Source organism: Pseudomonas sp. NFACC43, from assembly GCF_900119645.1.
Lineage (GTDB): Bacteria > Pseudomonadota > Gammaproteobacteria > Pseudomonadales > Pseudomonadaceae > Aquipseudomonas.
Genome location: NZ_FPKK01000013.1, coordinates 54702 through 81497 on the forward strand (window position 1 = coordinate 54702; position 26796 = coordinate 81497).

Sequence of the window (26796 nt, forward strand, 5' to 3'; positions counted from 1 at the left end):
CCGGAGCCCCGGATGTATTGACCCGGCTCGCTTATTTTTATCGTTCCTGCTCATGCTAGAGTGCCGGGCCAAGACCTCGGAGCCTGACATGAGAGTATCGATCCGCCGCTGCGCCGTTCCGCTGTTGATATCCAGCCTGCCCCTGGCGGTGGTCGCCGCGCCGATGCACAGCCAGTTCCTGCCGCCTGACGACCTGGTGGTGCGCCAGGAACAGCCCGAACAACAGCAACTGCTGCAGGTCACCGAGTACTCGGTGGTGCTGGGCAACCAGCGGCAATCCAACCAGCAACCGATACCGGTGACCTCGCCACTGCTGGTTCGCCTCAAGGGCAAGCCCCTGAACAAGGGCGCCACCATCAGCCAGGTGATCCTCAATTTCGATGGCGAAAGCAAAAGCCTGAAGAAACCGCTCTTCGACGAAGCGAGCAAGACCCTGACCCTGTCTTATCCACAGGCGCAGTATCGGGTGGTCATCGATCTGTTGCGCAACGACACGGTCTACGTGCAGTTTCTGACCTACGCCAATGGTCATATCTGGGCCGACCTGCACACCGGTACCGAACGCTCGCGTTGAGCCCTGGGGCCCGCCGGGGGTAAACTGCCCGCCCCGTGAACTGTGCGAGCTGGAGCCGGCAATGCGTAAAGACAAGAAACAGGTGATTGGTGACGAGATTGGCGACGAACAGATCAAACTGTTCCTCAACTTCGAACCGGCCGATGCCACCTCGCCGTCGCTGCACAAACTGATCAAGGGCTATCGCGGTCTGCGGGTCGACGATTTCGAGCGCTTCCTGACCTTCTTCGTCGAAGCCGGCTATGACCTCGATGGCAAGGACGAACATGGCAACGATTTCGTCGCGTTGATCAAGGACCAGCGCAACGCCGAGGAATACATCGAGTTGTTCAACAAGGCGCGCGGTTGACTGGCCGAGGGGCTGCCTGGCGGACTAGCGGGCGCCATCCCAAGCTTCTCCCATAAAAAAACGCCCCGTATTCATGGAGTACGGGGCGTTTTTTTCATGCGGACCAATCAAGCGTAGCTTGGGGTCTCGCTGTTTTCTTCAACCAGTTCCAATGCGACGTTGTTCTGCGCATTGACCTTGCGATACAGCGCCGCGTCGGTCTCCAGCACTTTCTCCCGGGCCGGGAAGATTTCCGCGAGCTTGGCGGCCCATTCGCCCTTGGCCTTCTCGGGGAAGCAGCGCTCGATCAGTTCCAGCATGATCGAAACGGTCACCGAAGCACCCGGCGATGCGCCCAGCAGGGCGGCGATGGTGCCGTCCTTGGCCGCCACCAGTTCGGTGCCGAATTGCAGGACGCCACCTTTCTTCGGGTCTTTCTTGATGATCTGCACTCGCTGGCCGGCCACTTCCAGGCGCCAGTCCTCGGCTTTCGCCTCGGGATAGAAACGACGCAGGGCTTCCAGGCGCTGCTCCATGGACTGCATCACTTCGCTGATCAGGTACTTGGTCAGGTCCATGTTGTCACGTGCCACGGCCAGCATCGGCCCGATGTTGCCGGCGCGCACCGACAGTGGCAGGTCCATGATCGAACCGTGCTTGAGGAACTTGGTGGTGAAGCCGGCGTACGGCCCGAACAGCAGGGATTTCTTGCCGTCGACCACGCGGGTGTCCAGGTGCGGTACCGACATGGGAGGCGAGCCCACGGCGGCCTGGCTGTAGACCTTGGCCTGGTGGTGCTTGACCACGTCCGGGTTGTCGCAACGCAGCCACTGGCCGCTGACCGGGAAGCCGCCGAAGCCCTTGCTTTCCTCGATGCCCGAGGCTTGCAGCAACGGCAGCGCCGCGCCGCCGGCGCCCAGGAAGACGAACCTGGCATCGACTTCACGAGTGCTGCCGGAATTGACGTCCTTGATGCTGACCGTCCAGCCGGCGCCATTGCGCTTGAGGCCGGTCACCCGCTTGCAGTACTTGACCTGGGCGTCCGGGGCACTGGTCAGGTGCTGGAGCAACTGATTGGTCAGGGCGCCGAAGTTGACGTCGGTGCCGTTCATGACCCGGGTGGCGGCGATGACTTCGTCGTCCGGCCGGCCGGGCATCATCAACGGCATCCACTCGGCCATCTTGGCCTTGTCCTCGGTGTATTCCATGTCGGCGAAGGCGTGATGCTGCTTCAACAGTTCGAAGCGCTTCTTCAGGAACGCCACGCCTTTCTCGCCCTGCACGAAGCTCAGGTGCGGCACCGGTGCGATGAAGGACCTGGACGAGCCGAACGTGCCCTTGCGGGTCAGGTAGGTCCAGAACTGCTTCGACACCTCGAACTGGGCGTTGATATGCACGGCTTTTTTGATGTCGATACTGCCATCGGCCGCCTGGGGGGTGTAGTTCAGCTCACACAGCCCGGCGTGGCCGGTACCGGCGTTGTTCCAGGGGTTGGAACTCTCCGCAGCACCGGAATCCATCAGCTCGACGACTTCCAGCGAAATCGCGGGGTCGAGCTCCTTGAGCAGCACGGCCAGGGTGGCACTCATGATGCCGGCCCCTACCAGAACTACATCGACTGCTTCGTTATGCGCCATTTAACGCGTCTCCAAAATCTGCAGCACCAAATTGTCGGCATAGCGGCCAGGAGTGGCGGGGCAAGGTCAGTTGCGCCCCAGGTACCCATGGCCAGGATCGCCATGTCCGAATCTTCGCAATTCATTCGCAACACTGCGGATGCATGCAGCCTGGCCTCAAGAGTCATATGAACTCATTTAAGCGCCGGGCAGGCAATTCGACTTATGGCCGAGACATCCACTCGTGCAACCAAATCCGTAGCGGACAGGCTTCAGGCGCCAGTTCTTGAGCGATATCCGGTCCTGTGTCGTTGGGCTATTCCAGACGCTGATGGTGCTTGTTCAGACGCAAAACTCTTCATTTGCTCGCCACACTCTCGTGAAGTTGTGAAAACCCGTTTTTTCACGCTCTTTTGAAGACGTGAACCTCAAAAAAGGGCTGTCCCAGCCTGGCACCGTGCCCGGATCGGTTGCCCCCATGGAGTACATGACAGGCAAAACGGGCAGACAGCTCAGTGACCGAGCGTAATGACAGCTCTGCAGATTCGCGAAAAGTGGTGATTGGCCCGGAAACAGCAGGCGCGCCAGCTTCACTCGATCTGTGTGGGCGGCTCTCTGTGGGCGATGCTGGATGCCGATGACCATGCATCAGCGGTGTTGCGAGGCCCGATCAGGAGACGTCCTTATAATCGGGGGGAGATTGTAACGAAGAAACGCAGGGAAATGGTCGTGTTTAATGACTTTTATTAGCCATCTGGTCAGATGGCCAACAATTGACGGTTGCGAGCGCGGGCACGAAGCGGTTGTACGCGGGCGCTGGCGGGCAAGGGCTGGTTCAGCCAGCTGAGCCGGATCTCTTCGATTTCCACCCAACCTTCGCCCATGGGTTGCAGGCTGCATTGCTTGAACGCCTGGCAGCGACCGTCGCGGTCCAGCAGGGCGAAACTGCGGTGATGGGGGCGAGGGGTAAACAGGGAGATAAGGAGGCGCATGATCGTTACCGTGTCGGGATGCTTGGGAACAGCCTGGCATTGGGTCATGACATGCCGGTGTAAGGACCGTGACAATGGAGTGACAGGAACCGAGATAGCCGGTTCATGTCAGATATTTCAGCATTCATCGGCTGGTTCGCCGCGGTGGCGCACCGCTATACTGCGGGCTTGTCAGTGCCCGATTCTGGAGAGAAGAGCATGTTGCAACGCCTGTTGTTCGGTTTGATCGCTGTGACCAGTCTGACCCTCGTCGGCTGCGCCCACAGCCCGCAACAACTTAACCCTGAACCCAGGCTCAACGCCCAGCTGGCGCCAGTCGGACGTGGCCAGCCAGTAGTCGTGCGTGTGGTGGACGGTCGTCCCTCGCCAACCCTCGGTACCCGTGGCGGACTGTACCCGGAAACCAGCGTGATCACCGTGCAGGGTGCGCAGATCCTGCCCAAGCTGCAGGCCCAGGCCGAAGCCGCTGTACGTTTGCTGGGCTTTACCCCGACCGCGAACGCGATGAATGCACCGCAACTGACCGTGACCCTGGCCGAGCTCAAGTATCAGTCGCCCAAGGAAGGCATGTACGTGACGGAAGCCACCATCGGCGCGACGTTCCGCTCCGATGTGCAGAACGCCAACCGTCGCTACAGCGGTCGGTATGGTGCTTCGCTGGACCAGCGTTTCGGCATGGCGCCCAACCAGGACACCAACACCAAGCTGGTCAGCGACGTGTTGAGCGATGCCCTGACCCGGCTGTTCAAGGATCCGACCATTGGCCAGGTGCTGGCTGAGTAAGCATTAAGTCCTGTAATCCTTGTGGGAGCGAGCTGGCTCGCGATAGCGGTGGATCGGCCAACATCGAGAGGGCTGACACTCGTCTATCGCGAGCCAGCTCGCTCCCACAGTTTTTTCAGGCGGCCTGGGAATAGAATTCCAGCACGCTGATCCCGGTCAGCAGGTCTGTCTCAGGCAAGTCGGCATGCTGGTGGCCGCCCAGGGCGCAATACACCAGCCAATGGCGGTCCTGCACATTGAAGGACAGGCTGTCGACGAGGTTCTGTTGTTCGTCGCTCGGGCTGATGAGGTAGAGGCGATCCTGGTTTTCGGCGTGCAGCATGACGGGTTCCGTGCAGGTTGGGAGGGCGACAGAGTGGCCTATCCAGATGACGAAACCGTGACGCGAAGAATTACGATGGATCACGGCCTTTCTGCCGTGGCGAAGGGATCTATTCCCGCTCGAGTGCGTGGCACTCGCAGGCGCTTGGGCCCGGCAGGAAGCCCGGGGCTGCTTCGCAGCCGGCGGGGATCAATCCCTCTGCCACAAAGTCGCTACGCCAGCATCCGAAGCACCGAACAGATCGTTACTGGTCGGAAAAAATGCGGCAGTGCGCCGGCCTTTCGGTAGAATCCGCGCCCTGTTCGCTGTCGCGGGCCGCGTCCTGTCCGTTTTTTCCTTGAGGTTTGTGATGTCGCTGCATCTGTTTTCGCTGTTCGCCGCCCACCCTGCCAAACTGATCAACCTGCTGGCCTTGTTGTTTGCCTGCCCTGGAGGTTGGTTGCTGCACGCCACGCGTCGTCGCGAGCTGCGGGCGCGGGCCAGCCTGCAAGCGCGCAGTGGCAACGGCGAGGAGCGCTTCGAAGCACTGCTGGACCTGGCCACCCAGCGCATGAACCGATTCTTCTATCGGTTCGGTTTTGCCTGCCTGGCGCTGGCGTTGCTGGTGTCGTGGATCAGTACGCAGGTTCACTGAAAAACGCGAAATGGCGGCTTGCACCGCCGGTCACGGATGTTTTTGTGGCGAGGAGATTGATCCCCGCTGGGCTGCAAAGCAGCCCTTCGAACCCAATAGATCAGCCTTGATCTACAGCCATTTTGCGGTGGCTGCGCAACCGAGCGTGCGACGTTTCGCCAAACCCTTCGCCAGATATCCTTGTATCGGCAGCTAGGCGGCGTTACAACGGCAACCCCGCCTTGACCCGATACTGATTACGCACCGGCGTCGCGTATTGCAATACCAGGAACGGCCGGTGTTCTGCCGGGCAAGCGTCCAGCCGGCGTTGCCATTCCTCCTCGGCCTTGGCCAGCTCTTCGGCACCGAACATCTGCGCCGCCCTGGGAACCTGCAATTGCGGGTCCGCGTCGGCCCATTGGGCGTAGGCCAGGTAGTGCACCGGGAACAGGCGATAACCGCCGAGAATCTGCCGGTCCATTTCCTGGGCCAGTTGCTTGGTGTCCTCGAACAGCTCGGTGATCGGCGCGGCGAAGTTCACATGGACCCGGCCCTTGTAGCCGGTGATGCCCTTGGCGATGCTCACGTCATCCTCGCCCGGTGCCTTGGTGTAGCTGCCGGTGGTGGCGCGGATATACAGCTCGCGGGCCTTGGCCTGGTCGCACGGGTCGTATTCATAGCTGATCGACACCGGCGTGAGGTTCAGCGACTGGATCACCTCGCCGAACGGTTCGTCCTTGCGGCTCATGTGGAACATCTTGAGGATCGCCGACTCGGTACGGTCGTCGCCGTCCTTGGCCCGGCCTTCGGCCTGGGCGATCCAGATCGAAGCGCAGTCGTGGCGGATCGAGTGGTTGATGTACGCCGAGAGCAACTGATAGGCCGCCAGTTTCTCCTTCCGCCCGGTGAGGGAGCGGTGCACGATGAAACTCTTGTTCAGGCGCATCAGGTCGCTGACGAAGGGTTTCTGCAGCAAGTTGTCGCCGATGGCGATGCGCGGGGTCGGCAGGCCGGCGTGGTACACGGCGTAGTTGACGAAGGCCGGGTCCATCACGATATCGCGATGATTGGCGATGAACAGGTAGGCGCTGCCGGACTTGAACTGCTCCACCCCGGTATAGGTCACGCCGTCGGTGGCGCGCTCGATGGTGTGGTCGACGTAGAACTCCACTTTGTCCTGCAAGGTGGCGACCGACGTCACGTCGGCGAACTCACGGCGCAATCTTTGCGCTATAAGAGGTTTGAGCAGCCAGCCGAAGGCTCCGGCCAGGCGCGGAAAGCGGAAGTGGGTGAGGATATCTAGAAACGCCTTGTCACCGAGCAGCCGAGCCAGTACCGCTGGGACTTCGCTGTCGTTGTAAGGTCGGATGGCATCGAATTCGCCCATCATGCTCTCTTGTTGGAAACGGCTAGGGTAAGTTAAGGGTTCGATCAAAAAACCGACAGGGCACGGCCTGGAAGATAAGCCAGACGAAAATAGCCCTGCAAATAGACCGGCGATTATACGCACAAGTCACCTGGGAGACCGCGATGCTGGAAACCGAGCGCTACGAATGTCCTTATTGCGGTGAACCGGCTGAAGCGGTTCTGGACCTGTCCGGTGGCGACCAGACCTATATCGAGGACTGTCCGGTGTGTTGCCGCCCGATCTATTTCATCCTGCAAACCGATGGCCATGAATGGTTGCTCGAGGTTCACAGCGAGAACGAATGACGGGGGCGTCCATGCAGCGAATCTACGAACTGGAAAACCTGATGGAAGGCGAGCTGCTGCAAGGCATGCTCGCCAGCGAAGGCATCACGGCGCACCTGGTGGGCCGCGACCTCGTGGGCGGTGCTGGCGAGTTGCCCATGCAGGGGCTGCTGGGGCTGGCGGTGGAGGATGAGCAGGCCCAGTACGCCCGCGAGCTGATCGCCGCGTACAATGTCGCGCTGCCGTTGCCCGGCGATGAACCGGACAGCTATCCCGGTACCCTGGTCTGTTAGGCTGACGGCCGTTCAATCGAGAGTCCTGTTGCCCCATGTGTGGACGTTATGCCCTGTTTCGCTGGAATCCCGCTTTCGCGGCCCTGCCTGGCTTTCCCGCCGACCAGAAGGCCCAATGGAATATTTCGCCCAACGATTCGGTGCTGATGCTGCGGGCCGGCGCCGAAGGCCAGCGCGAACTGGCCCGGGCTCGCTGGGGGCTGACCCCGGCGTGGCTGACGGACCTGTCGCGTACACCGGCCCATGCCCGGGCCGAAACCGTGGCCGAGCAACCGATGTTCCGCGAAGCCCTGCGCCTGCGTCGCTGCCTGTTGCCGGCCAACGGCTTCTACGAATGGCGTGGCGGCACGCGCAAGCGACCCTACTGGCTGACGCCGGGGGAGGGTTCGTCACTGTTTTTTGCCGCGATCTGGGAAGCCTATCCGGTGCAGGAGCAGGTGTGGTTGAGCACGGCGGTCATCACCCTGCCGGCGGCGGGCCAGCGCCGGCCGTTGATCCTGGATGAAGAAGGGCAGCGGCTGTGGCTCGATCCCCAGACGCCGTTGCATGCCTTGCAAGGGTTGCTGGCGAGCGAGCCGGCGCCATTGCGCGAGCGGGTGCTGGCCAACCTGGTCAACGATCCGAAACTCAACGGGCCGGAGTGCCTGACTCCGGCGTGAGTGTCGCGGTGCCCATGCGGGCCTCATCGCGAACCTGCTTGCGATGAGGCCCCGGGGTCAGACCCTGAACTGATTGATCAAGCGCCGCTGCTGCTCTGCCAGTTTGGTCAGGCCGGCACTGGCCGCGCTGGACTCGTCCGCGCCGCCCGCCACTTCGTTCGCCACTTGCCCGATGTTGATGACGTTGCGGTTGATGTCATCGGCCACGGCACTCTGTTCCTCGGCGGCGCTGGCGATCTGGGTGTTCATGTCATTGATCACCGACACGGCCTGGGTGATGGTTTCCAGGGCCTGGGCGGCCTTTGCGGCATGCTGGACACTTTCATCGGTACGGTGCTGGCTGTCTTCCATCACCCGCACCACATCCCGGGTGCCCTGTTGCAGTTGCTGGATCATCGACTGGATTTCTTCCGTGGCTTGCTGGGTCTTCTGCGCCAGGTTGCGCACTTCATCGGCCACCACCGCAAAACCACGACCCTGTTCACCGGCCCGGGCGGCTTCGATGGCTGCGTTGAGGGCCAGCAGGTTGGTCTGCTCGGCGATCCCGCGGATGGCAGTGAGAATCGCGTTGATGTTCTCGCTGTCCTTGGCCAGGTTTTGCACGACGCCTACCGCCCTGCCGATTTCCTGGGCCAGGGCGCCGATGGACGTGGAGGTGTCCTGCACGATCCGCATGCCCTGGCTGGCGGCCTGATCGGCATGACTGGCGGCCTGGGCCGCCTGGGTCGCGTTGCGCGCCACATCCTGGGCAGTGGCGGTCATTTCGTGCACGGCGGTGGCGACCTGATCGATCTCCGCCATCTGCTTGTGCACGCCCTGGTTGGTACGTATGGCGATATCGGCGGTGTGCTCCGACGAGTCGCTGACGCTCTGCACGGATATCACCACCTGGCTGATCATCCCCTGCAATTTGCTCAGGAACGTGTTGAACCCCTTGGCGATAGCCCCCAGCTCATCGGCGCGGTCGCTGACCAGGCGCCGAGTCAGGTCGCCTTCACCCTGGGCGATGTCATCGAGCATGGCCACCATCTGCTTGAGTGGCCGGGCGATGCCATGGCCCACCAGCCAGATCACCAGCAGGCCAATACCGGCGATCACCAGGCCCACCACGGTCATGCCGAGGATGTCGGACTGGCGCTGATCGTCCAGGTCATTCTGCAAGGCTTGCAGATCGGCCATTACCGCGTTCAGCGGCAGTTGCAGCATCAGCGTCCAGCGGGCGTTGGTTTCGCCGATGCCGAATGGCATGTACACCTCGATATGCCCATGTGCTTGATCGATGTCGTAGCGCACTTCGCCGATGCTGAGGCGGGTCAGGTTATCCAGTTCGTTGGCGTCCAGCAGGTCACTGCCTTTTTCCCCCAGTTTGCTCGGGTCCTTGGTAAAGGCCACCAGGCGGTTGTTGGTGGACAGCAAGGCCATTTCCCCGGCTCCGTCGTACAGCTTGGCGTCGGCGGCCACGAGCATGTCCTGGATGAAGTTCACCGACAGGTCCGCCCCGGCGATGCCCTGGAATGCGCCGTTGATCATGATCGGTTCGATGAACGAGGCGAGCATGGTCATGGTGTCGCCGACGCGGTACGGCGCCGGGTCGATCACGCAGGCTTTCTTGCTGTCCTGGGAGCACAGGTAATATTCGCTGGCGCGAATGCCGGTGGAGAGCATTTTCTGGTCGGCCACGTCGGCAAGTTTTTCCAGGCCCAGGGTGCCGTCCTGGTTGCGGAACCACCAGGGCAGGAAGCGCCCGTTGGTTTCCATGCCCAGGACCTGGCTGTTCACGTAACTGGCGTCGTCGTGGTCGATGGCGTTGGGCTCCCAGGCGATGTAGGCGCCAAGGACTTTCGGGTTGCGCACCACGGTTTCACGCAGCAGGTTGATCAACTGCTCGCGTGGCACTTTCAATTGCGGGCTGCCATCCGTGCCGGCCATGCCCATGAGGGCGTTGGTTGTGGCCAGGCCCTTGGCGAGGGACAGCGGCGCCTCCAGTTCCCGCTGGATCAGGCTGGCCTGGGTGCGGGCCAGGGCGCTGAGGCGTTGCTCGATCTGTTGCTTGAATTGCGCCTTGGTTCGCTCTTGCACCATCTCCTGGGTGCGCGCACCGGCGAACAGCGCGTACAGCACCAGGGCACCGACCACGCTGAGGACGATGGCGCCCGCCAGGGCGGCCACGGAAAACTGGATAGATCTGAACTTCATAAAGACTCCGGACGTGTAAATGACGCCTGGACGCTGTATCGGCGTTTGCGTGGCCCTGCATGAGTGGCTGTTCGTCGGGTGACTGTTTTGGAATCGTGGGTGTCGCAAATGGACTTCGATGAGATCCGTCCGAATTAGCTGTAATCCCTCGCTGTGTATCTGGCGCAGATACAAAACCGCGCATAGGATACGCCCACGTTTTCAGGGAGCTTCGTTATGAACAAGACATTGATGGTAAGTGCACTGAGCGCGGGCCTGTTGCTTGCCGGTTGCCAGTCGGTCAACACCACCAGCGGCGGAGCCGTGGGCGTAGAGCGCAAGCAGTACATGTTCAGCATGCTGTCCAGCGCCGAGGTCAACCAGATGTACGCCCAGTCCTATCAGAAGACCATGGGCGAGGCGAGCGCCAAGGGCGTGCTGGACAAGACCAGCGCCGATGCCAAGCGCGTCCAGGTCATTGCCGACCGGCTGATTGCCCAGGCCCCGGTGTTCCGCCCGGATGCGGCGCAATGGAACTGGGAAGTGAACCTCATCAAGAGCGACGAGCTCAACGCCAACTGCGGCCCCGGCGGCAAGATCATGTTCTACACCGGGCTGATCGACCAGTTGAAGCTGACCGACGCTGAAATCGCCGCGATCATGGGCCATGAAATCGCCCATGCCCTGCGCGAGCATGGGCGCGAAGCGATGTCCAAGGCTTATGGGATCGAGATGGCCAAGCAGGGCGCCGGTGCGTTGTTCGGCCTGGGCCAGGACAGCCTGGCATTGGCCGACACCGTGGCGAACTATGGCATGACCTTGCCCAACAGCCGTGGCAACGAAAACGAAGCCGACCTGATCGGTCTAGAACTGGCCGCTCGCGCCGGCTACGATCCGAACGCCGCGATCACCCTGTGGAACAAGATGAGCAAGGCTTCGGAAGGTGCTCCACCGGAATTCATGAGCACCCACCCTTCGTCGAGCAGCCGGATCGCTTCGTTGCAGGCGGCGATTCCCAAGGTCATGCCGCTGTATCAGCAGGCCAGGAAATAAGCATCGTCATGCGGTGAGGCGGCTGGCCTCGTCGCGAGCAAGCGCGTTCCCACAATGATCTTCAGCCCCTGTGGGAGCGAGCTTGCTCGCGATGAACGATGACGCGGTATCAAACCCACCCACTGCTCTGCATCGCCTTGTACACCGCGACGATCGCCAGGATGAAAAACGCCGAGGCGGCCAGGCGGCGGATAAGGGCGAGGGGCAATTTCTCGGCGGCGAAATTACCCGCCAGAACCACTGGCACGTTAGCGATCAACATACCCACGGTCGTGCCGATGATCACCAGCCAGAGCTCCGGGTATTGCGCGGCGAGCATCACCGTGGCGATCTGCGTCTTGTCGCCGATCTCTGCCAGGAAAAAGGCGATCAGTGTGGTCAGGAACGGCCCGAACCTGCGGGCGGTATTGGCCTCTTCATCGTCCAGCTTGTCCGGGACCAGGGTCCAGAGAGCCGTGGCCGCAAAGCTTGCCGCCAGGATCCAGTGCAGGACTCCATCCGAGAAAATGCTGCTGACCCAGGCGCCCACCGCACCGGCGGCGGCGTGGTTGGCGAGTGTCGCGGCGACGATGCCGGCGATGATCGGCCAGGGTTTGCGAAAGCGAGCCGCCAGGATAAGCGCGAGCAATTGTGTCTTGTCGCCGATTTCGGCCAGCGCAACGATTGCGGTCGGTACCAGGAAAGAGTCCAGCATCAGGGGGATTCCTAAAGGGGCGGGTCGACACGGCTATGACACGTACAGCCTTCCCGCCCCGGGTAAGGTGTGCGTGTCATAGGTCTTGTCAAACCCAGCGACCATCTGCGTGGACGCTTGGGCCGCATACGCCATGGTCTGCTGACCAAGTATGTTGACGTATGCCGGGCGAGCAGGGCGCTCGCGGGAGACTACTCCCCTAGGACGGAGCGGATTCTGCCTAGGCAAATCCGATAGGGCAAGTGCTGTTTCGTGAAAAAATTCAGCCGCGCTTGGCCCGGTAGATGCGGAACCCCTGACCCTCGGCCTTGATCGTGCAAACCCCCAGGTGTTCTTCGATCAACGGCTGGTACTTGAGGAAACTGTTCGCCACCAACCGAAGTTCGCCGCCATTTTTCAGGTGTTTGGCAGCTTTTCTCAGCAAGTTCTCCGTGGCCTGGTAATCGGTGTGCACACCGACATGGAAGGGCGGATTGCTGAGGATGGCATTCAGGCCCATGGGCGCTGCGTCGATACCGTCTGCGGTCAGTACTTCGGCCTCCAGCCCGTTGGCAGCCAGGGTCAGGCGGCTGCTGGCGGTGGCGAAAGCGTCCACGTCCAGCAGGGTGACGCTGTTGTGTGGGTAACGTCGCTTGACGGCCGCTCCCAGCACGCCGGCACCGCAGCCGAAATCCAGCAGGTGGCCGCTGGGCAGTTTATCCAGGTGCTCGAGCAACAGCGCAGTGCCGCGATCCAGCCGACCGTGGCTGAACACCCCCGGCAGGCTGACGATCTTCAGAGGGCCTTCGGCCAGGGGCAGCTCGTAGGTCTGGGCCAGGCTTTCCAGGGGCTTGGCCTCGGGGGCATTGGCGACGGTGACCTGCCACAACTGGCAATGCCGTGCGCTGTCGAGCTTGCGCGGCTTGCCGAATGGGTTGAGTTGCTTGGATGCGCTTTCGATGCCGGCGCGTTTTTCGCCCACCAGATAGACCTCCCGACCGGCCAGGCGCGCCGCCACGGCGTTGAGCAGGTAATCGGTGAGGTCCTTGGCCTTGGGCAGGAACACCACCGCAGTGTCGAATGCGCGCTCGGGAACGTTCACGCCGAAGTGGCTGCGCTCAGGGAAACGCGCGTCCAGTGCGGCCTGGTCCCCTGCGTGCCAGCACCAGCCATGGGCCCCGGGCAGGCGGCCGAGCAGGTCGTCGGCGGGCAGCCCGGCCAGCAAGACCGATCCTTGGAATAACTCGGCCTGACGAAGCAGTACTTCACTGCGCGGATCCATGGTCTGCTCCTTGAAAAAAAGTGCGGCAGTTTATCAACTGACGACTCGTCGTGCTGCACCGCTGAAAAAGCCCTGGGCGTTTTCAGTCAGTTGACCGACGATCCGCTGCCGCGCCTCGCGGCTGCCCCAGGCGTTGTGGGGCGTGACGATCAGGCGGGGAATATCGGCGGCCAGCAGTGGGTTGCCCTGGGTCGGTGGTTCCACGCTCAGCACATCGGTGGCGGCGCCGCCCAGGTGGCCGCTGCGCAGGGCATCGGCCAAGGCCTGTTCGTCGATCAGACCGCCTCGGGCGGTGTTGAGGACAAAGGCCCCGGGCTTGAGCAGCGCCAGTTCCCGCGGGCCGATGAAGTGGCGGGTGTGCTCGTTGAGCGGACAGTGCAGGGTCAGGGCATCGACTTGCGGCAGCAACTGATCCAGCGGCAGGCGATCGGGGCGGGCAGGGCGACCAGGGACCTGCCCCAGCAGCACGCGCATGCCAAATGCCTCGGCCAGCCGGCCGACGGCGCTACCCAGCTCGCCGTGGCCGAGCAAACCCAGGGTCTTGCCTTGCAGTTCGACGATGGGATAGTCCAGCAGGCAGAACTGCGCGGCCTGTTGCCAACGACCTTCACCCACTGCTTTTTGATAATCGGCCAGGCGCGTCGCCAGGTTCAGCAACAGCATGATCGTGTGCTGGGCCACCGACGGCGTGCCGTACCCCTGGCAGTTGCAGACGGTGATGCCGTGGCGACGAGCCGCCTGCAGGTCGACATTGTTGGTACCGGTGGCGCTGATCAGGATCAGCTTGAGGCTGGCGTTTGCGGCCATGGCCGCTGCGTCGATCACGACCTTGTTGGTGATCGCCACCGTGGCGTCCTGGAGTCGTTCTGTCACCTGGCCGGGCAGGGTCCGGGCGAACAGTTGCAGTTCGCCGAAGCAGTTGCGCAACGGGGCCAGGTCCAGGTCACCCAGGTCCAGGGAAGAATGGTCGAGAAAAACGGCGCGGACGGTGTTCGTCATCAACTGTACCTTTTGTGTCAGAAGCCGAAGGCGTAATGTGGCGAGCCTATCAGATGAGTTGCGGCCCTGGCGCCGCACGGCATCCACTCAACAAGGCCTACCCACGAGGAGCCCCCATGTACCTCACCGAATTCCTCACTGTCGCCCTGATCCACCTGTTGGCGGTCGCCAGCCCCGGGCCGGATTTCGCCGTGGTGGTGCGCGAAAGCGTGACCCACGGCCGGCGCGCGGGAACCTGGACGGCGCTGGGCGTCGGCACGGCGATTTTCCTGCACGTGGGCTACTCGCTGTTGGGTATCGGCCTGATCGTGTCGCAATCGATCGTGCTCTTCAACGCGTTGAAGTGGGCCGCTGCCGCCTACCTGCTGTACATCGGCTTCAAGGCGCTGCGGGCCAAGCCAGCCGGTGCTGCCGAAGACCACCTGCACAAGGAGGTGGGTGAGCGTAGTGCCCGTGGCGCGTTCACCTCGGGCTTCATCACCAACGGCCTGAATCCCAAGGCGACGCTGTTCTTCCTGTCGCTGTTCACCGTGGTCATCAACCCGCATACACCTTTGGCGGTACAGGCCGGTTACGGCGTATACCTGGCGGTCGCCACGGCCTTGTGGTTCTGCATGGTCGCCATGTTGTTCAGCCAGCAGCGGGTGCGCGCCGGTTTCGCCCGCATGGGCCACTGGTTCGACCGCACCATGGGCGCGGTGCTCGTGGCCATCGGCGTGAAGCTGGCGTTCACTGAGACGCATTGATCTGCGAGCGTATCCGTCCAGGCTGCGTGACGCGTGCAAATACTGGCTCAAGGCTAGTATTTGCCTGCTGAATAAATCATTCCTTTGGCTGATTTGATCCGTGTATAAGCGCTCTAGAGTGCTCACCTCCAGCCACGACTATGCAGTCAGAAAAAGGGATTCTTATGTTGCAGACTCGCGTTATTCCTCCTGCCGAAGGCGCTTATCAATACCCGCTGCTGATCAGGCGGCTGTTGATGTCCGGGGCCCGTTACGAGAAAACCCGCGAGATCGTCTATCGTGACCAGTTGCGCTACAACTATCCGACACTGGTCGAACGGGTCGCGCGGCTGGCCAATGTGCTGACCGAAGCCGGGGTCAAGGCGGGCGATACCGTCGCAGTGATGGACTGGGACAGCCATCGGTATCTGGAATGCATGTTCGCGATACCGATGATCGGCGCGGTGATCCATACGATCAACGTGCGCCTGTCGCCGGAGCAGATCCTCTACACCATGAACCATGCCGAGGACCGTTTCGTGCTGGTCAACAGCGAGTTCGTCGGGTTGTACCAGGCCATTGCCGGCCACCTGACCACGGTGGAAAAGACGCTGCTGCTGACCGACTTGCCGGAAAAGACCGCCGACCTGCCGAACCTGATGGGTGAATACGAGCAACTGCTGGCCGCGGCGAGCCCCGTCTACGACTTCCAGGACTTCGACGAGAACTCGGTCGCCACCACCTTCTACACCACCGGCACCACGGGCAACCCCAAGGGGGTGTACTTCACTCACCGGCAGTTGGTGCTGCATACCCTGGGCGAGGCGACCATCATGGGGGCCATCGACAGTGTGCGGCTGCTGGGCTCCAATGACGTGTACATGCCCATCACGCCGATGTTCCATGTACATGCCTGGGGCCTGCCGTACGTGGCGACCATGCTCGGCCTCAAGCAGGTCTATCCCGGCCGGTACGATCCGGAATTCCTGGTCCAGCTATGGCGCAATGAGAAGGTCACGTTCTCCCACTGCGTGCCCACCATCCTGCAAATGGTCCTCAACGCCAAGAGCGCCCAGGACGCCGATTTCGGCGGCTGGAAAATCGTCATCGGCGGCAGTGCCCTGAACCGTAGCCTGTATGAAGCCGCCAAGGCCAAGGGCATCCAGCTCACCGCCGCCTACGGTATGTCGGAAACCGGCCCCCTGGTGTCCTGTGCCCACCTGAACGACGAATTGATGGCCGGCAGCGAAGACGAGCGCATCACCTACCGGATCAAGGCCGGCGTACCGGGGCCCCTGGTGGAGGCGGCGATCGTCGATGCCGAGGGCCGCTTCCTGCCTGCCGACGGCGAGACCCAGGGGGAGCTGGTACTGCGGGCGCCCTGGCTCACCGAGGGTTATTTCAACGAGCCGCAGAAAGGCGCCGAGCTCTGGGCCGGTGGCTGGCTGCACACCGGTGACGTCGCCACGCTGGACGGCATGGGCTTCATCGACATCCGCGACCGTATCAAGGACGTGATCAAGACTGGCGGCGAATGGATCTCCTCCCTGGACCTGGAAGACCTCATCAGCCGTCACGTGGCGGTACGTGAAGTAGCAGTGGTGGGTATTCCGGATCCACAGTGGGGCGAGCGTCCGTTTGCCTTGCTGGTGATTCACGAAGGGCACCAGATCGGGGCTCGGGAGCTCAAGGATCACCTCAAGCCGTTCGTCGAGCAGGGGCACCTGAGCAAGTGGGCGATTCCGAGCCAGATTGCCCTTGTTACGGAAATTCCCAAGACCAGTGTCGGCAAGCTCGACAAGAAGCGCATCCGCGTCGATATCGTCGAATGGCAAAGCAACAACAGCACCTTCCTTTCCACGCTTTGAAGCGTTCCTGCCGTGCCCGAAAGGGCACGGCAGCCCCACCAAGCAAGCGCTTGCCTTGTCAAACCGGAAAAATCAGCCATCCTTGCGGTGCCGATATCTGTCGGCCTGGCGAAAGGACTGTTCCAGAGTGGTCGAGGGCTGCAAATCACACTTTAGAGGGATCAAGCCGTACTACCTGCTGGCTATAGTCCGCTCACGGATTTTTCAGGAACGGGGCGCACGCACGAAAGAGCGATGCGACTTCCGCGGGGTATCGGGGCGTTGCCGCGCCCAGGCCGTCGAAGTGTTCCTGGAACGTTCACTGCCATAACAATAAGCACATGGAGTAGCGTCGATGACCACAGCAACCACGTTCTGGCGCCGGGCAAAATTGCCTCTGGCGGTCAGTCTCGCCTCTTCGCTCGCCGGGCCGGCATTTGGCGTCAGCTTCAATATCGGTGAAATCGAAGGCCAGTTCGACTCGTCCCTGTCGGTGGGCGCAAGCTGGTCCACGGCCAAGCCCAACAGCGACCTGATTGGTGTCAACAACGGCGGCAAGGGGTTGTCGCAGACCTCCGATGACGGACACCTGAACTTCAAGCGTGGCGAAACCTTCTCGAAGATCTTCAAGGGCATCCACGACCTGGAACTCAAGTATGGCGATACCGGCGTGTTCGTACGCGGCAAGTACTGGTACGACTTCGAGCTGAAGGACGAAAACCGCCTGTACAAGGACATCAGCGACAGCAATCGCAAGGAAGGCGCCAAGTCTTCCGGCGGGCAGATCCTCGATGCGTTCGTCTATCACAACTACGCCATTGCCGATCAACCGGGCTCGGTGCGCCTGGGCAAGCAGGTGGTCAGCTGGGGTGAGAGTACCTTCATCCAGGGCGGCATCAACTCCATCAACCCGATCGACGTGTCCGCGTTCCGTCGTCCCGGTGCCGAGATCAAGGAAGGCCTGATCCCGGTCAACATGTTCTACGTGTCCCAGAGCCTGACCGATAACCTGTCGGCCGAGGCCTTCTACCAGATTGAATGGGACCAGACCGTGGTGGATAACTGCGGTACGTTCTTCTCCCAGCCCGATGTGATTGCCGATGGTTGCAATGACAACCTGCGGGTATTGAACAAACGCTCAAGCATTCCGTTTCCGGGTATTGTCCTCCCGATACTGGAAGGCCAAGGCGTCGACATCAACGAAGAAGGCGTGCTGGTGCGTCGCGGTCCGGACCGCGATGCCCGCGACAGCGGCCAATGGGGCGCGTCTCTGAAGTACATGTTCGAGCCGCTGGACACCGAGTTTGGCGCCTACTTCATGAACTACCACAGTCGTGCGCCGATCTTCAGTGCTACCGGTGCGCCGCAGTCGGTCTACAACAGCGCTCCGCTTTTTGGTCAGCTGGCGCCCCTGATCGTGGCGGGTAACTCGAATTATTTCGTCGAATATCCTGAAGACATCCGTTTGTATGGCCTGAGCTTCTCCACGACGCTGCCCACCGGTACGGCGTGGAGCGGTGAACTGAGCTACCGTCCGAATGCCCCGGTGCAATTGAGCACCACCGATATCCTGTTTGCCGGTGTCACCCCATTGCCCGGGCTCGGCAATGCCTCGGTGCTCCAAGGCACTCCGGGCCAGGACCTGCATGGCTATCGCCGCAAGGAAATCACCCAGTTCCAGACCACCTTCACCCACTTCCTCGATCAGGTCATGGGCGCCAGCCGCCTGACCCTGGTTGGTGAAGTCGGTGTCACTCACGTCGGTGGCCTGGAAAGCAAATCCGATGCTCGTTACGGTCGTGATCCGGTGTTCGGTCCAGGCCAGTTGCCCAACGGCTTCTGCAGCACGCTCAACTCTTCGACCGCCGCAGGTGGTGGCCAGACCGCCGCCAACGTGAACAGCAACTGCAACAACGACGGCTTCACCACCTCCACCTCCTGGGGCTACCGCGCTCGCGCCATCTGGGAATACCCGGACGTGTTCGCCGGTGTGAACCTCAAGCCCAACGTGGCCTGGTCCCATGACGTCAAAGGCTACTCGCCAGGCCCTGGCGGCAACTTCGAGGAAGGCCGCAAAGCTGTCAGCCTCGGTCTGGATGCCGAATACCAGAACACCTACAACGCGAGCCTGGCCTACACCAACTTCTTTGGTGGCGACTTCAGCACCGTTGACGATCGCGATTTCCTGGCGCTCAGCGTCGGCGTGACCTTCTAAGCACCGTATTTCAGGATGATCACTATGAAAATAACAAAGAGTCTGTTGCAGGTCGGTGCGTTGGGGCTTTCCCTGCTGGCCGCCAGCGTCATGGCGGCGGTGCCTGCCGCCGAAGCCGACAAACTGGGCAAGAGCCTGACGCCGATGGGCGCCGAGATGGCCGGCAATGCCGACGGTTCGATCCCAGCCTGGAAACCCATGGCCAAGAACGCCGGTTCCGTGGACAGCAAGGGTTTCCTGTCCGATCCGTTCGCCAGTGAAAAACCGTTGTTCACCATCACCGCGCAGAACGTCGACCAGTACAAGGACAAGCTCGCGCCGGGCCAGTACGCGATGTTCAAGCGCTACCCGGAAAGCTTCAAGATGCCGGTCTACCCATCCCATCGCGGTGCCACCGTTCCGGATGAGGTGTTCGCCTCCATCAAGAAGAATGCGGTCAACACCAAGCTGGTATCCGGTGGCAACGGCCTGGAGAACTTCGAGACGGCCATTCCGTTCCCGATTCCCCAGAGCGGCGTCGAAGTGATCTGGAACCACATCACCCGTTATCGCGGCGGCAGCGTGACCCGCCTGGTGACTCAGGCCACCCCGCAGCCCAACGGCTCCTACAGCCTGGTGTACTTCCGCGACCAGTTCGTGTTCCGCGACAAGATGAAGGACTTCGATCCAGCCAACCCCGGCAACATCCTGTTCTACTTCAAGCAGCAAGTGACCGCGCCGGCGCGCCTGGCCGGTGGTGTGCTACTGGTGCACGAAACCCTCGACCAGGTGAAGGAACCTCGCTCGGCCTGGGTCTACAACGCCGGCCAGCGCCGTGTGCGCCGTGCGCCACAAGTGTCCTATGACGGCCCGGGGACCGCCGCCGACGGCCTGCGTACCTCCGACAACCTGGACATGTACAACGGTGCGCCGGATCGCTACGACTGGAAACTGGTAGGCAAGAAAGAGCTGTACATCGCCGCCAACAGCTACAAGATCGACTCGCCGCAACTCAAGTACGCCGACATCCTCAAGGCCGGCCACGTCAACCAGGACCTGGCGCGCTACGAGCTGCGTCGTGTCTGGCATGTGACCGCGACCCTGAAGGAAGGCCAGCGCCATATCTACGCCAAGCGTGACTTCTTCATCGATGAAGACACCTGGCAAGCCGCGGTGATCGATCATTACGACGGTCGTGGCCAGCTCTGGCGCGTCGCCGAGGCCCATGCCGAGAACTACTACGACAAGCAGGTGCCGTGGTACGCCCTGGAAACCCTCTATGACCTGCAGTCCGGGCGCTACCTGGCCCTGGGCATGAAGAACGAGGAGAAATCGGCCTACGACTTCGGCTTCACCGCCAGCACCGCCGACTTCACCCCGAACGCGCTGCGCCAGGACGGTATCCGCTAATCGCTTTACCCGAGGCCGCATCCTCGAAAAAACGCCCCGACTGGTTCGGGGCGTTTTTTTGTTGGGGCTAAACACAAATGAGCGGGTAAACACAACGTTGTGGCGCGGGGTTCATCCCCGTTGGGTCGCGAAGCGGCCCCTCAACCCGCCAACTCGAAGCGACAGATAGATGCCTTCAATCTTTGGGGCCGCTTCGCAGCACAACGGGGATGAACCCCTCGCCACAGAAGTCATGCCTGACGCGCCTTTCAAGTTGAATCGACGTGTAGTCTTTTTGTAGCCATTTGTAGCACTCCCTTCAATACCTTCCCGTTTACCGCTAGTCTGCGAAAATCTGCAACGCCGCCATCCGTAATTCAACAAGAGCCGGCCATGACTGATTTGTCTGCACCTGCACACTCTGACCGCGCAGCCATCGCGGTACGGGACGGGCGCTTCTACCGACCGCCGCTGCCCGATGGGCACGTCGCGCGTCCACGGTTGTGCGAGCGCTTGAGCGCGGGGCTCGGTGGTCGGTTGCTGCTGGTGAGTGCACCGGCGGGGTTCGGGAAAAGCTCCCTGGCCGTGGAGTTCTGCCAGAGCCTGCCGGCCCATTGGCAAAGCCTCTGGCTGGGTCTCAATACCCGCGATAGCGACCCGGGGCGTTTCCTGGAGCGGCTGCTCGAAGGGCTCCAGGCCTTTTTCCCCCAGTTGGGAGGCCGTGCGCTGGGGTTGCTGAAGATGCGTCAGCGCCACCAACCCTTCGCGTTCGAAGAGTGGCTCGACGGCCTGCTGGATGAACTGACCACCCACCTGTCGCCCTGCTTCCCCTTGCTGCTGGTGCTCGACGATTATCACCTGGCCCAGGGCGCCGTCCTGGATCGTTGCCTGCAGTTTTTCCTCAACCACCTGCCTGACGGATTACTGGTGCTGGTTACCAGCCGCCAGAGACCGGACTGGCATCTGGCGCGCCTGCGCCTGTCGCGGCAACTGCTCGAACTGAACGAGCAGGACCTGCGCCTGACTCACGACGAAGCCCAGATACTGCTCGAGCATCACAGCATTTCGTTGCGCGGCGAAGCCCTGGAGAATCTCATCCAGCGCAGCGAAGGCTGGGTGGCGGGGTTGCGTTTCTGGCTGCTGGCGGCCTCCGAAGCCGGCACCGAGGGCCGATTGCCCCAGGCGCTGCATGGCGGGGAAGGGCTGATCCGCGATTATCTGCTGGAGGAAGTGATCGACTGCCTACCTGCCGATGTGCAGGCGTTCCTCTACGACACCGCGCCGCAGGAGCGCTTCTGCAGCGAGTTGTGCGACGCCGTGCGTGAAGCCCATGACAGCGCCGAGATCCTGCGCTACCTGGCGGCCCACCAGGTCTTTCTGGTGCCATTGGACGAACATGGTCGCTGGTATCGTTATCACCATCTGTTCTCCGATCTGCTGCGCAGCCGTCCCAGCGAGTCGGCCATGGTGCCCGCGGCCACCTTGCACCTGCGGGCCTGTCGCTGGTTCAACGCCCAGGGCCTGATCGACGAGGCCGTGGAACAGGCCTTGCGGGCAGGGCACCTGGACGTGGCGGCAAACCTGGTGCAGAACCTTTCGGAAGAGCAATTGCTGGCCGAGCAGAACGTCGGCATGTTGCTGCGCTGGAAAATGGACCTGCCGGACAGCCTGCTCATCAGTACGCCTCGGCTCATCGTGCTCTACAGCTGGGCGCTGGGGCTGGCCTGCCAACTGGATGCGGCCGAGGAGCTGGCCGCCCACTTGAGTCGTTTCCTGCCGGCGCCTTCGGCTACCGCGCAGAAGTCCATGCTTGCCCAGTGGCTGGCGCTGAGCGGTATCGTCGCCCGAGGGCGTGGGGATCGTGAGGCCACGGTGCGTTATTGCACCGAAGCCCTGGAGAGCCTGCCGCAAAAGCGCTATGGCCAGCGCCTGATGTGTCTGTCCACACTCTCGAACCTGGCGATTGCCGACGGCGACCTGTGGCGTGCACGCAACCTGAATCGCGATTCCCTGGAACTGGCGCAGCGGGTCGGCAACCCCTTGTTCGAAGCCCTGGCCCATTACGATCGCGCCCGGGTGCTGCAGGCCCGGGGGGAAATCGTGCGGGCACTGGATGAGGTGCGCCAGGGCCAGCAGCGCCTGCACAAGCTGTCGCCACAACGGCTGTATGCGGTGCGGGCGCGGTTGACCCTCTACGAGGGCTTCCTGCTGACCTTGCGCATGCAGCCCGAGGCCGGACTGACGCGGTTGCAGGCGGGCCTCACCGAAGCCCGCGCCTGTCGCGATATCAGCGTTTTGATTGGCCATTGCGTGATCGCAAGGGTCGAAGGCCATAACGGCGAGTTTGCCCGCGCTTTCGCCGAACTGGCCGAGGCCGAACGCCTGATGCATATCTGGGACGTTCCGCCGGTCTACTACCTGGCGATGATCACCCTGGTCAAATGCGAGCTCTGGCTGGCCCAGGGACGCACCGATCTCGCCGAGGCCTGGCTGTTGCGGTTGGGGCGGACCTACACGGGCGAGCGGGCCGCCGCGCCGCCGGAGTTCCATCCGCAATTGCCGTTGCATGTGGAATTGCAGCAGGCCGTACTGGAATCTATCCGGGGCCAACCGATGCTGGCCGAAGGGCGGCTCAATGCCTTGCTCGAACATGGCCAGCAGACCGGTCGGCAGATGCTCAGCGTGATGGCGCTGAACCAGAAAGTGGCGCTGCTGTTGAGCATCGGCCGCGAGCCGGCCGCTCGCAGTGCCCTGGCCCAGGCGTTCGAAGCCGCCGCCGGCGGTGTGCTGCAACCGTTCCAATGGCTATTGGCCGAGGAACATCGGGACTGGCTGCGTGAGCAACTGCTGCACGCGCCGTCCACGCCCCTGTGCCAGAGCCTGCTGGAGCGCCTGCCGTCGGCGACGGCGCAAGCAGCCCAAGCAGCCGATGCCCCGGCGCCTGTCGAAGCCCTCAGCGGCCGCGAGCGCGCGGTGTTGCAACTGATTGCCCGAGGCTGTTCGAACCAGGAAATCAGCGAGCAACTGTTCATTTCGCTGCACACCGTCAAGACCCACGCCAGCCACATCAACAGCAAGCTTGGCGTGGAGCGGCGTACCCAGGCCGTGGCGCGGGCGAAGGAGTTGGGGTTGCTGGGCTGAGTGTGTTCCAGGCTCTGTACGAAAACTGCCTGCGCGACGATCATGCTGCGTTGAAAACAGGCTCATGCGCGAGTCCGATCGGAATGCTCATCTACAATCAGTCAACTCCGCTTTCTTGTCGGTTTTCGCCGTGCCTGATTACCGCTTGGCGACGTTTCGTATAGAGCCCGATGATGTCGAGAGGCTCCGTGGCGATAACGGCCAGGGGCAGTAGAGGAATGAATCGATGTTACCCAGCTGCAAGACCATTCAATCTCCCGTGGGTCAACTGATCCTCGTGGCCCGGGAGACGAAACTGGCCGCCGTCCTGTGGGAAAACGAACGACTCAACCGCGTGCGCCTGGGGCCCCTGGAAGAAGACAGCCAGCACCCGGTGCTCAAGGAAACCGAACGCCAGCTCATGGAGTATTTCGCCGGCCAGCGTCGCCGTTTCGAGCTGGAGCTGGACTTTGCCGGTACGGATTTCCAGGTGCGGGTCTGGCAGGCGCTGCTGGGCATTCCTTTTGGCGAAACCCGCAGTTACCGCGACATCGCCATCCAGATCGGCCAACCGACCGCCGTGCGAGCGGTGGGCGCCGCCAATGGCCGCAATCCCATCTCGATCATCGCACCGTGCCACCGTGTCATCGGCACTTCCGGCAGCCTCACCGGTTTCGCCGGCGGGCTCGCCGCCAAGCAGTTGCTGCTCAGCCTCGAGGGCCAGCAAACCCTGCAACTGGCGTTCTGAGCCGGCCGCTGCGCGAGCTCACGAAAAAGCCCGCCGGGATCACAGGATCGGGGCGGGCTTTTTCGTGTCGCTGCCTGATTACTTTTTCAAGCCGTAATGCTCATCGAGCATGCCGGGGGAGTTGGGCGCCTTGGGCGCGTAGTCCCGTGGCGGTTCCTGAACCTCTCGTGGCGGGGTCAGGCGTTCCCGGGGAGCCTGTCCTGCATCGGCGTGCAGGGCGGCCAGCAGGCGTTGGCGAGTCTGCTCGTCCAGGGCCAGGCGGTTGGCGCCCTCGGACAGGTGATCCTGGACATCCTGGTAGCTCTGGGTGAGTTTCTTCACCAGGGCAGCGGTGCTGTTGAAGTGAGTGACCACTTCATTCTGATAACTGTCGAAACGTTCCTGGATGTCGTCCAGCTGGCGTTGCGTGCTGTTGGGCACCGCATTGGGCAGCAGTCGGGCAAGCAGGAATCCAATGGCGACACCGGCGACCAGGGCAAGAGTCGGCAACAACCAAACTAAGAGCGAGTGTTCCACGAGTCCTTCCTCTATAAACGGCTTTGCTTTACGTTAACGGCTCGGACCTGCGCTGTATACCGCGAAGAACATCGCAATCATGCCAGGCACAGACTTTTAGCTAGACGAGTCGACCCAATTCGGGGTCACGGAGTTCTTTCCCTTGCTTATGCGCGAAACCCCTGTAGTCATTGATGGCCCAGTGGGCCAACTGGAAGCCTTGTACCTGGACAGCGAGGCGCCCCGCGGCCTGGCGCTGATCTGCCACCCGAACCCGGTGCAGGGCGGGACCATGCTCAACAAAGTGGTGTCGACCCTGCAGCGCACCGCCCGGGACGCCGGCCTGGTTACCTTGCGTTTCAATTATCGTGGCGTTGGCGCCAGCGCCGGCAGCCACGACATGGGCACCGGCGAAGTGGACGATGCCCAGGCTGCGGCGGCGTGGCTGCGGGAAAAACACCCTGACTTGCCCCTGACCCTGTTCGGTTTTTCCTTCGGCGGCTTCGTCGCTGCCAGCCTTGGCGGACGGCTCGAAGCCCAGGGCCAGTCGCTCAAGCACCTGTTCATGGTGGCCCCGGCGGTGATGCGCCTGGATGAACAGTCGCCCCTGCCGACCGGCGGTGCGTTGACCGTGATCCAGCCGGAAGACGACGAAGTGGTCGAGCCCCGCCTGGTCTACGAATGGTCCGATGCGCTCCAACGCCCCCATGAGCTGCTGAAAGTGGCAGAATGCGGACACTTTTTTCATGGCAAGCTGACCGATCTCAAGGATCTTCTCCTGCCGCGCCTCTCGAACTGACAGCAGCCTGACAAGCGATAACCCATGACCACTCGTACCCGCATCCTGACCGGCATCACCACCACCGGCACCCCGCACCTGGGCAACTACGCTGGCGCCATCCGCCCGGCGATCCTTGCCAGCCGCGACAGCAATGCCGATTCGTTCTACTTCCTGGCGGATTACCATGCCCTGATCAAGTGCGATGATCCGCTGCGCATCCAGCGCTCGCGCCTGGAGATCGCCGCGACCTGGCTGGCCGGCGGCCTGGATGTGAACCGCGTGACCTTTTATCGCCAGTCCGATATTCCCGAGATCCCGGAACTGACCTGGTTGCTGACCTGCGTCGCCGCCAAGGGCCTGCTCAACCGCGCCCATGCGTACAAGGCCTCGGTGGACAAGAACGTCGAGGCCGGTGAAGACCCGGACGCCGGCATCACCATGGGCCTGTACAGCTATCCGGTGCTGATGGCCGCCGACATTCTGATGTTCAATGCCCACAAGGTGCCGGTCGGTCGTGACCAGATCCAGCACGTGGAAATGGCCCGGGACATCGGCCAGCGCTTCAATCACCTGTTCGGCCAGGGCAAGGAGTTCTTCACCCTGCCCGAGGCACTGATCGAGGAGAGCGTCGCCACGCTGCCGGGCCTGGACGGTCGCAAGATGTCCAAGAGCTACGACAACACCATCCCTCTGTTCAGCAGCGCCAAGGACATGAAAGAGGCGATCTCGCGGATCGTCACCGACTCCCGCGCCCCGGGCGAAGCGAAGGATCCGGACACCTCGCACTTGTTCACGTTGTTCCAGGCGTTCGCCACCCCGGAGCAGGCCGCCGAGTTCCGTAGCGAGCTGTTGCAGGGCCTGGGTTGGGGCGAGGCCAAGAACCGTCTGTTCCTGCTGCTGGACGAACAGTTGGGGGAGTCCCGCGAGCGTTATCACCAGTTGATCGAGCGTCCGGCGGACCTGGAAGACCTCCTGCAACTGGGCGCGAAGAAAGCCCGGGCCGTGGCGACGCCGTTCCTCAACGAACTGCGCGAAGCCGTCGGCCTGCGTTCGTTCGTCAGCCAGGTCCAGGTGGCCGCCAGCACGAAGAAGAAAGCCGCCAAGGCTGCGCGCTTCGTCAGCTTCCGCGAGGACGACGGCAGCTTCCGCTTCCGGTTGCTGGCGGCCGATGGCGAGCAATTGCTGTTGTCTCGTCATTTTGCCGATGGCAAGACGGCCGGCCAGGTCACCAAGCAACTGCAATCCGGCCAACCCTTGGACGTGCGCAGCGAGGCATTGGCCTTCAGTGTCTGGCTCGAAGGTGAATGCGTGGCAGACAGCCCGGCGTTCGCGGACGAAGCCGCCCGGGATGCCGCCATCGAGGCGCTGCACGTTGCGCTGACACCCGCGCAGGACTGATTCGAAGCACCACCCGACCATCGGCCCGAATAAGGGCCGATTGCC

25 protein-coding genes, 1 pseudogene and 1 riboswitch are annotated in these 26796 nt (G+C 62.2%); of the genes and pseudogenes, 16 read left to right on the forward strand and 10 right to left on the reverse strand.

Going from position 1 to position 26796, the window contains the following annotated elements:
• The first annotated feature begins 88 nt into the window (after positions 1-88).
• Both BT179_RS20620 and BT179_RS20625 read left to right on the forward strand, forming a co-directional pair.
• Positions 89-574 carry a hypothetical protein gene (locus tag BT179_RS20620; protein ID WP_072396856.1) on the forward strand — a complete coding sequence of 162 codons (486 nt, stop codon included), beginning with the start codon at positions 89-91 and terminating at the stop codon, positions 572-574.
• A gap of 61 nt (positions 575-635) precedes the next feature.
• Positions 636-923, forward strand: a complete 288-nt coding sequence (locus tag BT179_RS20625; protein ID WP_072396858.1) for a PA4642 family protein — start codon at positions 636-638, stop codon at positions 921-923.
• A gap of 107 nt (positions 924-1030) precedes the next feature.
• On the opposite strand, the gene mqo is transcribed toward BT179_RS20625, so the two are convergent.
• Both mqo and BT179_RS20635 read right to left on the reverse strand, forming a co-directional pair.
• Positions 1031-2539 (reverse strand): malate dehydrogenase (quinone), encoded by a 1509-nt coding sequence (gene mqo, locus BT179_RS20630; RefSeq protein ID WP_072396860.1) that lies wholly within the window; start codon positions 2537-2539, stop codon positions 1031-1033.
• Positions 2540-3276: 737 nt separating this feature from the next.
• Positions 3277-3510 (reverse strand): hypothetical protein, encoded by a 234-nt coding sequence (locus tag BT179_RS20635; RefSeq protein WP_072396871.1) that lies wholly within the window; start codon positions 3508-3510, stop codon positions 3277-3279.
• 198 nt (positions 3511-3708) lie between these two features.
• Between BT179_RS20635 and BT179_RS20640 the strand changes: the two genes are divergently transcribed.
• Positions 3709-4293, forward strand: a complete 585-nt coding sequence (locus tag BT179_RS20640) for a YajG family lipoprotein (RefSeq protein WP_072431558.1) — start codon at positions 3709-3711, stop codon at positions 4291-4293.
• Between the two features lie 115 nt (positions 4294-4408).
• Here BT179_RS20640 and BT179_RS20645 read toward each other — a convergent pair whose 3' ends face one another.
• Positions 4409-4615, reverse strand: coding sequence for a hypothetical protein (locus BT179_RS20645; RefSeq protein ID WP_003185312.1), 207 nt, complete (start codon positions 4613-4615; stop codon positions 4409-4411).
• Positions 4616-4964: 349 nt separating this feature from the next.
• Here BT179_RS20645 and BT179_RS20650 point away from each other — a divergent pair, with 349 nt between their 5' ends.
• Positions 4965-5249, forward strand: a complete 285-nt coding sequence (locus BT179_RS20650) for a hypothetical protein (protein ID WP_072396875.1) — start codon at positions 4965-4967, stop codon at positions 5247-5249.
• Positions 5250-5451: 202 nt separating this feature from the next.
• On the opposite strand, the gene BT179_RS20655 is transcribed toward BT179_RS20650, so the two are convergent.
• On the reverse strand, positions 5452-6618 hold the full coding sequence (locus BT179_RS20655) for a 1-acyl-sn-glycerol-3-phosphate acyltransferase (protein WP_072431559.1): 1167 nt from the start codon (positions 6616-6618) through the stop codon (positions 5452-5454).
• A gap of 140 nt (positions 6619-6758) precedes the next feature.
• Here BT179_RS20655 and BT179_RS20660 point away from each other — a divergent pair, with 140 nt between their 5' ends.
• The 3 genes from BT179_RS20660 to BT179_RS20670 are packed head-to-tail and all read left to right on the forward strand — an operon-like array spanning position 6759 to position 7872.
• Entirely contained in the window at positions 6759-6941 is a 183-nt protein-coding gene (locus tag BT179_RS20660) for a CPXCG motif-containing cysteine-rich protein (RefSeq protein ID WP_053146513.1), read from the forward strand.
• An 11-nt stretch (positions 6942-6952) separates the two neighbouring features.
• Positions 6953-7213, forward strand: a complete 261-nt coding sequence (locus tag BT179_RS20665) for a putative signal transducing protein (RefSeq protein WP_072396879.1) — start codon at positions 6953-6955, stop codon at positions 7211-7213.
• Between the two features lie 35 nt (positions 7214-7248).
• Complete coding sequence (locus BT179_RS20670; protein WP_072396881.1) at positions 7249-7872, forward strand: SOS response-associated peptidase; 624 nt, start codon at positions 7249-7251, stop codon at positions 7870-7872.
• A 57-nt stretch (positions 7873-7929) separates the two neighbouring features.
• Here the strand turns inward: BT179_RS20670 and BT179_RS27310 are convergent, their stop codons facing one another.
• Both BT179_RS27310 and BT179_RS27315 read right to left on the reverse strand, forming a co-directional pair.
• Positions 7930-8772, reverse strand: coding sequence for a methyl-accepting chemotaxis protein (locus BT179_RS27310; protein ID WP_371264418.1), 843 nt, complete (start codon positions 8770-8772; stop codon positions 7930-7932).
• 15 nt (positions 8773-8787) lie between these two features.
• Positions 8788-10068, reverse strand: a pseudogene (locus BT179_RS27315) (HAMP domain-containing protein); the annotation flags it as partial.
• A gap of 216 nt (positions 10069-10284) precedes the next feature.
• Between BT179_RS27315 and BT179_RS20680 the strand changes: the two are divergent.
• A complete protein-coding gene (locus BT179_RS20680) occupies positions 10285-11100 on the forward strand; it encodes a M48 family metallopeptidase (protein ID WP_053146507.1) in 816 nt (271 codons plus the stop codon).
• A 109-nt stretch (positions 11101-11209) separates the two neighbouring features.
• Here BT179_RS20680 and BT179_RS20685 read toward each other — a convergent pair whose 3' ends face one another.
• The 3 genes from BT179_RS20685 to BT179_RS20695 form a co-directional block, all read right to left on the reverse strand.
• Complete coding sequence (locus tag BT179_RS20685; protein ID WP_072396885.1) at positions 11210-11794, reverse strand: TMEM165/GDT1 family protein; 585 nt, start codon at positions 11792-11794, stop codon at positions 11210-11212.
• Between the two features lie 91 nt (positions 11795-11885).
• Positions 11886-12006: riboswitch (yybP-ykoY riboswitch) on the reverse strand.
• 50 nt (positions 12007-12056) lie between these two features.
• Positions 12057-13055, reverse strand: coding sequence for a class I SAM-dependent methyltransferase (locus BT179_RS20690; protein WP_072431560.1), 999 nt, complete (start codon positions 13053-13055; stop codon positions 12057-12059).
• A 33-nt stretch (positions 13056-13088) separates the two neighbouring features.
• Positions 13089-14054, reverse strand: coding sequence for a 2-hydroxyacid dehydrogenase (locus tag BT179_RS20695; protein WP_072431561.1), 966 nt, complete (start codon positions 14052-14054; stop codon positions 13089-13091).
• A 116-nt stretch (positions 14055-14170) separates the two neighbouring features.
• Here BT179_RS20695 and BT179_RS20700 point away from each other — a divergent pair, with 116 nt between their 5' ends.
• The 6 genes from BT179_RS20700 (at position 14171) to BT179_RS20725 (ending at position 24077) form a co-directional block, all read left to right on the forward strand.
• Complete coding sequence (locus BT179_RS20700; RefSeq protein WP_072396892.1) at positions 14171-14800, forward strand: LysE family translocator; 630 nt, start codon at positions 14171-14173, stop codon at positions 14798-14800.
• A gap of 164 nt (positions 14801-14964) precedes the next feature.
• On the forward strand, positions 14965-16647 hold the full coding sequence (locus tag BT179_RS20705) for a fatty acid--CoA ligase (protein ID WP_072431562.1): 1683 nt from the start codon (positions 14965-14967) through the stop codon (positions 16645-16647).
• Between the two features lie 334 nt (positions 16648-16981).
• Positions 16982-18841: a DUF1302 domain-containing protein gene (locus BT179_RS20710; protein WP_072396897.1), complete on the forward strand. Its 1860-nt coding sequence runs from the start codon at positions 16982-16984 to the stop codon at positions 18839-18841.
• Between the two features lie 24 nt (positions 18842-18865).
• Positions 18866-20230, forward strand: a complete 1365-nt coding sequence (locus tag BT179_RS20715) for a DUF1329 domain-containing protein (protein ID WP_072396899.1) — start codon at positions 18866-18868, stop codon at positions 20228-20230.
• 372 nt (positions 20231-20602) lie between these two features.
• Positions 20603-23350 carry a winged helix-turn-helix domain-containing protein gene (locus BT179_RS20720; protein ID WP_072431563.1) on the forward strand — a complete coding sequence of 916 codons (2748 nt, stop codon included), beginning with the start codon at positions 20603-20605 and terminating at the stop codon, positions 23348-23350.
• A 226-nt stretch (positions 23351-23576) separates the two neighbouring features.
• Positions 23577-24077, forward strand: coding sequence for a methylated-DNA--[protein]-cysteine S-methyltransferase (locus BT179_RS20725; protein WP_072396903.1), 501 nt, complete (start codon positions 23577-23579; stop codon positions 24075-24077).
• A gap of 78 nt (positions 24078-24155) precedes the next feature.
• Here BT179_RS20725 and BT179_RS20730 read toward each other — a convergent pair whose 3' ends face one another.
• Positions 24156-24593, reverse strand: a complete 438-nt coding sequence (locus BT179_RS20730; RefSeq protein ID WP_072396905.1) for a Z-ring associated ZapG family protein — start codon at positions 24591-24593, stop codon at positions 24156-24158.
• 148 nt (positions 24594-24741) lie between these two features.
• Between BT179_RS20730 and BT179_RS20735 the strand changes: the two genes are divergently transcribed.
• On the forward strand, positions 24742-25371 hold the full coding sequence (locus BT179_RS20735) for an alpha/beta hydrolase (protein ID WP_072396908.1): 630 nt from the start codon (positions 24742-24744) through the stop codon (positions 25369-25371).
• 24 nt (positions 25372-25395) lie between these two features.
• Positions 25396-26751, forward strand: coding sequence for a tryptophan--tRNA ligase (locus BT179_RS20740; RefSeq protein WP_072431564.1), 1356 nt, complete (start codon positions 25396-25398; stop codon positions 26749-26751).
• Positions 26752-26796: the final 45 nt, after the last annotated feature.